This is a genomic window from Zavarzinia sp. (genome assembly GCF_041650655.1).
Lineage (GTDB): Bacteria > Pseudomonadota > Alphaproteobacteria > Zavarziniales > Zavarziniaceae > Zavarzinia.
In genome coordinates, this window is record NZ_JBAZKR010000132.1 from 1 (window position 1) to 9,433 (window position 9,433).

At 67.8% G+C, this 9,433-nt stretch carries 5 protein-coding genes; 3 read left to right on the forward strand and 2 right to left on the reverse strand.

Translation table 11 applies throughout. The features are described from left to right. The first annotated feature begins 118 nt into the window (after nucleotides 1-118). Nucleotides 119-805, forward strand: coding sequence for a flavin reductase family protein (locus WC493_RS20090; RefSeq protein ID WP_373067859.1), 687 nt, complete (start codon nucleotides 119-121; stop codon nucleotides 803-805). A gap of 57 nt (nucleotides 806-862) precedes the next feature. Here WC493_RS20090 and WC493_RS20095 read toward each other — a convergent pair whose 3' ends face one another. Both WC493_RS20095 and WC493_RS20100 read right to left on the reverse strand, forming a co-directional pair. Further along, nucleotides 863-2,245 carry an aspartate aminotransferase family protein gene (locus WC493_RS20095; RefSeq protein ID WP_373067861.1) on the reverse strand — a complete coding sequence of 461 codons (1,383 nt, stop codon included), beginning with the start codon at nucleotides 2,243-2,245 and terminating at the stop codon, nucleotides 863-865. 212 nt (nucleotides 2,246-2,457) lie between these two features. Beyond that, nucleotides 2,458-2,835: a helix-turn-helix domain-containing protein gene (locus tag WC493_RS20100; protein ID WP_373067863.1), complete on the reverse strand. Its 378-nt coding sequence runs from the start codon at nucleotides 2,833-2,835 to the stop codon at nucleotides 2,458-2,460. Between the two features lie 354 nt (nucleotides 2,836-3,189). Here WC493_RS20100 and WC493_RS20105 point away from each other — a divergent pair, with 354 nt between their 5' ends. After that, the gene (locus WC493_RS20105; protein WP_373067865.1) at nucleotides 3,190-7,968 is read left to right on the forward strand and encodes an NAD-glutamate dehydrogenase; all 4,779 of its coding nucleotides are present in this window, start codon (nucleotides 3,190-3,192) and stop codon (nucleotides 7,966-7,968) included. Further along, complete coding sequence (locus tag WC493_RS20110; protein ID WP_373067867.1) at nucleotides 7,965-9,308, forward strand: MFS transporter; 1,344 nt, start codon at nucleotides 7,965-7,967, stop codon at nucleotides 9,306-9,308. Before WC493_RS20105 ends, WC493_RS20110 begins: the two co-directional genes overlap by 4 nt. Nucleotides 9,309-9,433 lie beyond the last annotated feature (125 nt).

A 9,433-nucleotide genomic window follows, 5' to 3' on the forward strand; every position in this document is an offset into this window, starting at 1 on the left:
TCACCCTGGCCGAATCCCTGGTCCGCCTGGGGCTCGCCACGGCGAAACGCGGCGAACTCGCCTTCCCGCTGGCCAAGACCTATAGTGGCTCGCTGCAAACACTGTCGCCGGTTCGTCGATGAGCGTGAAGACTTTCGATTTCGCAACCCTGTCCGAACAGAAGCAATACCGCATCCTGGTCGGCATCGTGGTACCCCGGCCGATCGCCTGGGTCACCACGCTGGACGCCCAGGGCCGGATCAACGCGGCCCCCTTCAGCTTCTTCAACGTGCTCTCGTCCGAGCCGCCGATCGTGGCGCTCGGCATCGGCCAGCGCGACGACGGCACGGCAAAGGACAGCGCCGCCAATATAATGGCGAGCGGCGAATTCACCGTGAACATCGTTTCCAACGTGCTGGTCGAAGCGATGACGGTGACTGCCATCACCTTCCCGCCCGGGACCGACGAACTGGCCGAGGCCGGCCTGACCCCCGCCCCCGGCTTCAAGGTCGCCTGCCCCTACATCAAGGAAGCGCGCGCCGCCCTGGAATGCCGCCTGTTCCAGACCGTGCCGCTGCCCGGCGGGCGCGATATCATCCTGGGCGAAGTGGTCGCCGCCCATATCGACAATGCGGTGATCGACGACAAGATGCACATCGACCCCCATGCGCTCGACGCCGTGGGCCGCATGGGCGGCAATGCCTATGCCACCACCCGCCAGCTCTTCGATCTGAAACGGATCGGCCTGCAGGATTGGGAACAGCGCCACGACCCGGGGACCCGCCGCCCCTTCCCCGCCTGGCAGCCGCCCTGCGAGAAGCTGTAGCGGCGGCAATCCCCGCCGGCTCGACGCCGACGGAGGTCGCCCTGTCGTGGAACCGGCTCAGCGACCGAGGTCGCGGGCCGTCAGTTCGATGCACTTTTCGGCGAGGCCGACCAATTCGTCGATCTCCGCCTTGGTGATGGTGAGCGGCGGGGCCAGCACCATGACGTCGCGGCAGGCCCGCATGACCAGGCCGTTCTCGAAGCAATGGTTGCGGCACTGGGTGCCCACGCCGCGCTTCGGATCGAAGAAGGCGTGGGATGGCTTGTGTTCCACCAGCTCCATGGCCGCGATCATGCCGACGCCGCGCACCTCGCCGACCAGGCGATGGTCGCCCAGGGCCTCGCGCAGCTTGGCCTGGAAATAGTCGCCGATCTCGCCCCCCGCGCGCTCGACCAGCTTCTCCTCTTCCATGATCTCGATGTTGCGGAGCGCCACCGCCGCCGCCACCGGATGGCCGGAATAGGTGAAGCCGTGCACGATCTCCTCGCCCGCCGAGCGGAAGGCGTCGGCGACCCTGCCGCCCATCATGACGCCGGCCATCGGGATGTAGCCCGAGGTCAGGCCCTTGGCCATGGTCATGAAATCGGGCTGGATGCCGAAGGTGTGGCTGCCGAACCATTTGCCCGTCCGGCCGAAGCCGCAGATCACTTCGTCCGCGATCACCAGGACGTCGTAATGGCGGCAGATCCGCATGATCTCGGGCCAATAGGTCTCGGGCGGGATGATCACGCCCCCGGCACCCTGGATCGGCTCGCCGATGAAGGCGCCGACATTCTCGGGGCCCAGTTCCAGGATCTTGCGCTCGACCGCCCGGGCGGCCTTCAGGCCGAATTCGGCGGGCGAAAGATTGCCGCCATGGGCATACCAATAGGGCGCCTCGACATGGACGACGCCGGGCAGCGGCAGGTCGAACTGCGGGTGCATGCCCGTGAGCCCCGAGAAGGACGCCGCCTGCATGGTCACGCCGTGATAGGCGTAGTTGCGGCTGATCACCGTCTTCTTGCGCGGCTTGCCCTGGAGGTTCCAGTAGTAGCGCATCAGCTTGGCGATCGTATCGTTGGCTTCGGAACCCGAGCCGCCGGTATAGGTGACCAAGTCCATGCCCGCCGGCGCCAAGCTGGCGAGCTTTTCGGAGAGCGCCACCACCGGCTCATGGGTGGTCTGGAAGAAGGTGTTGTAATAGGGCAGCTGCAGGAGCTGCTCCCGGGCCACGTCGGCCAGTTCGCGGCGGCCATAGCCGACATTGACGCACCACAGGCCCGACATGCCGTCGATCATCGAGCGGCCTTCGGAATCCCACAGGCGGACGCCTTCCGCCTTGGTGATCACGCGCGCCCCCTTGGCGGCGAGACCGGCATGGTCGGTGAAGGGATGGAGATGGTGGCGGGCGTCCGCGGCCTGAAGCGCCTTGGTCGAATTGCGGGCGGGAGAACGGGTCATTTCAGTCTGCCTCGTCGAAAAAAATACGGAAATGGGACTGGCGAGGCGACGGAAACTAAGGGTTGTAGCCGATCCGCGCGCAATGGATCAGAAGCACGCGCTTGCGCGTGACGGCATGGGCATATCGTGAGCGGCGGGCGATCATGCGCCCATCATAATGCAAGAGGCTCGCCCGGGTAAGGGGCGAGCCTCGTCGTCGGGGGCGAAGGAGGTCAGTCCTGTTCCTTGCCGAGCGTGCGCAGCAATTCGATCACCTTGCGGCGGACGGCCTCGTCTTCGATCGAGTAATAGGCCCGGACCAGGCTGATCGTCTCGGCACGGGACATCATGTCGAGATCGGCCGAATCCGCATCGCTGCGGGTGCCTTCGACACCGTCGAAGAAGAAGGAAATCGGCACGTCGAGCACTTCCGCCATCTTGTGCAATTTCGAAGCGGAAATACGGTTGGTCCCCTTTTCGTACTTCTGGACCTGCTGGAAAGTGAGATCCAGGGCATTGCCGAGTTCGGTCTGGCTGAGGCCCAGAAGCTGACGGCGCAGCTTGACACGGGCACCGACGTGAACGTCGACGGGGTTTGCCTTGGTCGGCATCTATCTTCTCCTGCTTCAGGCGTCGGCGCCGGACAATGCTACTGGCGCCGTAGGCCGACTGTTACTATTTCGAATGCCCCCTGTCGAATAGGTAACACGCATTTGTAATAATGCAATGCCGCGACCATCACAGACAGCTTCATTAACCAATCGGGACAAGAGTGCCGAGTATAGAAATCCCGCATTTTCGGATCCGGCCGCCGAAAATTGGGATTTCGGACATCCTGCATCGACGGAGACGATTCGCCGATTGATCCTTCGTATGATTTCTGCGGGCACTCTCGGCTGCGCCTTGGCCGCGTCACGATGCTCGGATAGGCTCCCCTCGTCCCACGGCGACGACGGAGGGCCGACATGGTCGAGAACAAGGCAGCACAAGCGCGACACGACCAGATCCAGGCGGTGATCGCCGAGGCGGTACGGCGCTTCGGCCCGGGGGCCGACGAAATCACCCGCATGGTCGGCGCCTATTTCGACCGGCTCTCCACCGACGATCTTCTGGAGCATACGCCGGAGGCGCTGTTCGGCGCCGCCCTCGGCCATTGGCGCTTTGCCGAGGAGCGCAAGCCCGGCAGCCATCTCGTCCGCGTCTTCAACCCCAGGCTCGACACCCACGGCTGGCAGAGCCCGCACACGGTGGTCGAGACGGTGACGGACGACATGCCCTTCCTGCTCGATTCGATCGCCGCCGCCCTGGCGCGGGAAGGTCGCGGCGTGCATCTGGTCGCCCATCCGATCCTGACCGTGGCGCGCGACGCCGCCGGCCGGCGCACCGCCCTGCTCGAACCGGGTGCCCCCGGCGCCATCACCGAATCCCTGGTCCACATCCAGATCGACGAGGACGGCGATCCCGCCTCGCGCGCCGCCCTGGCCGAGATGTTGGACCACACGCTGCGCGACGTGCGCGCCGCGGTCGAGGATTGGCAGCCCATGGTGACCCTGCTCGAGGACGCCCTGGTCGGCCTCGAGGCGGCCCCGGACCCGGACGGTATGAAGGCCGAGCAATGCGAATTCCTGCGCTGGCTGGCGGCCGACAATTTCGTCCTGCTCGGCGCCCGCGACTACCTGGTCGAGGCGGGCGACCTCGTCCAGGCGACCGGCCTCGGCCTGCTGCGCGACGCTCATTTCCACGGCATGAGCCGGCATGACGACGGCAGCGTCCATCACTTCCGCCATCTCGCCACGGCGCTGATCGTCACCAAGGCCAATATCGTCTCGACCGTGCACCGCCGGGCGATCATGGATTTCGTCGGCGTGAAGCAATATGACGAGGCCGGCCGGCTGACCGGCGAGCGGCGCTTCTACGGCCTCTTCGCCTCGACCGCCTATCAGCTCCGCCCACGGGAAATTCCGCTGCTGCGCGGCAAGGTCGCCCGGGTGATCGCCCGCGCCGGCTTCTCGCCCGCGAGCCACGACGGCAAGGCCCTGCTGAACATCCTGGAAACCTATCCGCGCGACGAGCTGTTCCAGGTCGGCGACGACGAGCTCTCGACGATCGCCCTCGGCATCCTCCGCCTGGAGGAACGGCCGCGTACCGGGCTGTTCCTCCGCGTCGACACTTTCGAGCGCTGGATCTCCGCCCTCGTCTACCTGCCGCGCGAGCAGTTCGACACCACCCTTCGCCAGGCGGTCGAGGCGATTCTGTGCAAGGCGGCGGGCGGCGAGGTGATCTCGCGCACCAGCCTGGTCGGCCAGACCGAACTCGCCCGCGTGCATCTCGTCGTCGGCGCGGTGCCGGAGGCGCTGGCCCGGCTCGATACGGCGGCGATCGAGGACGAGATCATCCTGGTCGCCCGCGGCTGGACAGACCGGCTCCGCGAAGCCCTGGTCGCCACCCACGGCGAGGACCGCGGCCTGGCGCTTTCGCGCCGCTGGCTGAAGGCCTTCCCCAGCGCCTATCGTGAAGGCCAGTCGCCCGATGCCGCGATCGCCGACATCGCCCGGGCCGAACCGCTGGTGGCCGCCGGCGTCGACGGTGCCGTAACCCAGGGCGTCTACCGCAAGCTGGAAGACGACGGCACGGTGCTGCGCTTCAAGCTCTACCGCCTGGGCCAGCCGGTGCCGCTGTCCGACTGCCTGCCGCTGATCGAGCACATGGGCCTCAAGGTGATGGAGGAGACGCCCCATGCGCTCCGCCTTTCCGACGGCGCCACGGTCTGGCTGCAGGATTTCCGCCTGATCGAGCCGCAGGGCCACAAGCTGGTGATGGAGACGCTGGCACCCCTGGTCGAGCAGGCCTTCGCCCTGCTCTGGGCCGGCCAGATGGAGGACGACCGCTTCAACCGCCTGGTCGTGCTGGCCGCCATGCCGGCGCGCGACGTCATGGTGCTGCGCGCCATCGCCAAATATCTCCGCCAGATCGGCATTCCCTTCAGCCAGGAATATATGGAGGAGACGCTGGCCCATTGGCCCGGCGTGGCGCGCGACCTGACCGCGCTCTTCCGCCTGCGCCACGACCCCGCCTTCGTGGGCGACCGCACCGCCGCCTATGAAACGCATCGCGCCGGCATCCTGGCCGACCTCGACACGGTGAGCAGCCTGGACGAGGACCGGATCATCCGCCGCTTCCTCAACGTGATCGACGCGAGCCTGCGCACCAACCTGTTCCAACAGGCAGAAGATGGCGGCCCCAAGCCCTGCCTGGCGATCAAGCTGGACAGCCGCAAGATCGAGGGCCTGCCGCTGCCGAAGCCGCTGGTCGAGATCTGGGTCTTCAGTCCCCGGGTCGAAGCCGTGCATCTGCGCGGCGGGCGCGTGGCGCGCGGCGGCATCCGCTGGTCCGACCGGCGCGAGGATTTCCGGACCGAGATCCTGGGCCTCGTGAAGGCCCAGATGGTGAAGAACGCGGTGATCGTGCCGACCGGCTCCAAGGGCGGCTTCTATCCGAAGCGCCTGCCGGCGGCGACGGCGGGACGCGAGGCGATCCAGGCCGAAGCGATCGAGTGCTACAAGATCTTCATGGGCGGCCTCCTGGACCTGACCGACAACATCAAGGCCGGCGCCATCGCGCCGCCGGCGGACGTGGTCCGTCACGACAACGACGATCCCTATCTGGTCGTCGCGGCCGACAAGGGCACCGCCACTTTCTCCGACATCGCCAATGGCATCGCGGAGGCGCGCGGCTTCTGGCTGGGCGACGCCTTCGCTTCCGGCGGCTCGGCCGGCTACGACCACAAGGCGATGGCGATCACCGCGCGCGGCGCCTGGGAAGCGGTGAAGCGCCATTTCCGCGAAATGGGCCACGACACCCAGGCCGAACCCTTCACCGTGGCCGGCGTCGGCGACATGTCGGGCGACGTCTTCGGCAACGGCATGTTGCTGTCCGAGAAAATCTGCCTGGTCGCCGCCTTCGACCACCGGCACATCTTCCTCGATCCCGACCCCGACACCGTCACCTCATTCGGGGAACGCCAGCGCCTCTTCGCCCTGCCCCGCTCCTCCTGGGACGACTATGACCGCAAGCTGCTCTCGCCCGGCGGCGGCATCTTCCCGCGCAGCCTGAAGTCGATCCCGCTGAGCCCCGAGGTGCGCGCCGGCCTCGATATTTCGGCCGAGAGCGTGACGCCGCAGGAACTGATGCAGGCGATCCTGAAGGCGCCGGTAGACCTTCTCTGGTTCGGCGGCATCGGCACCTATGTGAAGGCGGCGGGCGAGAGCCAGGCCGCCGCGGGCGACCGCGCCAACGACGCGATCAGGATCGACGGCCACGAGATCCGTGCCAAGGTGGTCGGCGAAGGCGCCAACCTCGGCTGCACCCAGCGCGGCAGGATCGAATTCGCCCTGGCTGGCGGGCGCATCAACACCGATGCGATCGACAATTCGGCCGGCGTCGACTGTTCGGACCACGAGGTCAACATCAAGATCCTGCTCAATGGCGCCATGGCCCAGGGCGACCTCACCCGGAAGCAGCGCGACCAGCTCCTCCGCGAGATGACCGGCGACGTCGCCGGGCTCGTGCTGCGCGACAACTACCTGCAGACCCAGGCGCTCTCGGTCACAGAGGCACGCGGGACCAAGGCGCTGGAGAGCCAGCAGCGCCTGATGCGCATGCTGGAGGCCGACGGCCGGCTCGACCGCGTGGTCGAATTCCTGCCGAACGACGAAGAGATCGCCGCCCGCGCCCGCCAGCGCCAAGCCCTGACGCGGCCCGAACTCGCCGTCCTGCTCGCCTATGCCAAGATGAACCTGCAGGAAGCCCTGCTCGAAGGCGACGCGCCGGAGGATCCCTGGCTCTCGCGCGACCTGGCGCATTACTTCCCGGCGGCGCTGCGCGAGCGCTACCCGGAGGAAATCCAGGCCCACCGATTGCGCCGCGAGATCATCGCGACCCAGCTCGCCAATGCGATCGTCAATTGGATGGGGCCGACCTTCGTGTCGCGGATCGAGGAATCGACCGGCTTCGACGTCGGCACCATCGCCCGGGCCTATGCCACGGCGACCGCGATCTTCGGCCTCGACGCGCATTGCCGGGCGATCGACGCGCTCGACGGCAAGGTCGCCGCCGACGTCCAGGCCAGGATGCTGCTCACGATCGGCGAGGCGACACGCCGCGCCACCATGTGGCTCCTCCACAACGAGATGCAGCCGATGGCGATCGGCGCCACGGTCGAGCGCTATGGCCCCGGGGTCGCCACCCTGACCGGGGAATTGCCGGCCCTGTTGCCGCCCACCCTGGCTGGCCGCATCGCCGGGGCGCGCGATGCCCTCGCCGTCGCCGGAGTGACGCCGGAACTCGCCGCCGCCCTGGCGGCGCAGCCGGCCCTGGCGGGTGCCCTCGACATCGTCGCGGCGGCCGGACCGGGCGGCGACGTCGAAGCGCTGGGCGGTGCCTATTTCCGCCTGGGCGACGAGATCGGCCTCGACACGCTGCGCGAGGCGGCCGCCGCCATCGATGCCGCCGACCATTGGGACCGCCTGGCCCTGACCGCCCTGGTCGACGATTTCTATGCCCAGCAACGCTTGCTGGCCGCCGCGGCGATCGCGACCGCGGGCGGCGTCGAAGCCTGGCTCGCCGCCAATGCCGCCGGCCTGGCGCGAAGCCGGACGCTGGTCGGCGAACTCACCGCGGGCGGCGCCAGCCTGGCCAAACTGACCTTCGCCGGGCGCCACCTGCGCGGCCTCTTCTCGGTATAGGAGCGATCTTGAGCAACCGGCTGGCGCAGGCGTCCTGGACCACCTTCGACTGGGCCTTCCAGCCCTTCTTCACCCTGGTCACCACCTTCATCTTCGCGCCCTATTTCACCGGCTCGGTCGCCCCCGATCCGGTGACCGGCCAGGCGATCTGGGGCTATACCCAGACCGCGGCGGGGCTCTGCATCGCCCTGCTCTCGCCCGTGCTCGGCGCCATTGCCGACGCCGCCGGGCCGCGCAAGCCGTGGATCTTCGTGCTTTCGGCCTGCACTTTCATCGGCTGTGCCACGCTCTGGTGGGCGGTGCCCGGCCTCGGCTCGCAGGGCCTGTTGCTGGTCGCGGCGGCCATCACGCTCGCCACCATCGGGGCCGAATTCGCCATCGTCTTCAACAATGCCATGCTGCCGAGCCTGGTGCCGCCGGAGCGGATCGGCGTCCTTTCGGCGATCGGCTGGGGCGTCGGCTATGTCGGCGGGCTGATCTCCCTCGGCCTCGTGCTCGGCCTCTTCGTCCTGCCGGAGGTGCCGGCCCTCGGCCTCGACAAGGCGGCCCACGAGGCGGAGCGGCTGTCCGGCCCGCTCTCCTCCCTCTGGCTCGCGGTCTTCATCCTGCCCATGTTCCTCTTCGTGCCCGACCTGCCGCGCAGCGCCCTGCCGCGCCGGGCCGCGGTGCGCCAGGGCCTGCGCCAGCTCGCCGCCACACTCCGCCATGTGCGGAGCTACAAGACGGTGGTGCGCTTCCTGATCGCCCATATGATCTACGGCGACGCGCTGCTGGCGATCTTCGCCTTCGGCGGCATCTATGCCCGGGCGACCTTCGGCTGGGACCTGCTGACCATCGGCATCTTCGGCATCATCCTGAACATCCTGGCCATGGCCGGCTCCTTCCTGGGCGGCGTGCTCGAAGCCAGGGTCGGTTCGAAGCGGACCATCGTCGCCTCCTTGATCCTGCTGATCCTCGGCACGATCGGCATCCTCTCGGTGGGTGCGACCCACATCTTCTTCGTCTTCGAGGTGCCGGCACCGCTGCCCGGCCGGGCGCTGTTCTCGAGCCCGTCGGAAATCGCCTTCCTGGCCTGCACGCTCGTGCTCGGCCTGCCATTCGGCCCGGCTCAGGCGTCGAGCCGCAGCCTGATGGCACGCCTGGCGCCGCCCAAGATGATGACGGAATTCTTCGGCCTCTTCGCCCTCTCGGGCAAGGCGACCTCCTTCCTCGCCCCCTTCCTGATCGGCGTGATCACGGAAGCGACGCAGGACCAGCGCTTCGGCATCGCCGTGGTGCTGCCCTTCCTCGGCGTCGGGCTGTGGCTGCTGGCGGGGGTGAAGGAACCACGGAACCCGTAACGTCGTCATGCCCGGGCTCGTCCCGGGCATCCACGTCGGCATGTGCCACAGTCGTCGGCGCAGGAGGCGGATTGTCTGCGTGGATGGCCGGGACACGCCCGGCCATGACGAAGAAAGTTACTTCT

Excerpts from the sequence above, each read along its gene's own strand:
- WC493_RS20090 (WP_373067859.1), top strand. The coding sequence starts at position 119 with ATGAGCGTGAAGACTTTCGATTTCGCAACCCTGTCCGAACAGAAGCAA.
- WC493_RS20095 (WP_373067861.1), bottom strand. The coding sequence starts at position 2,245 with ATGACCCGTTCTCCCGCCCGCAATTCGACCAAGGCGCTTCAGGCCGCG.
- WC493_RS20100 (WP_373067863.1), bottom strand. The coding sequence starts at position 2,835 with ATGCCGACCAAGGCAAACCCCGTCGACGTTCACGTCGGTGCCCGTGTC.
- WC493_RS20105 (WP_373067865.1), top strand. The coding sequence starts at position 3,190 with ATGGTCGAGAACAAGGCAGCACAAGCGCGACACGACCAGATCCAGGCG.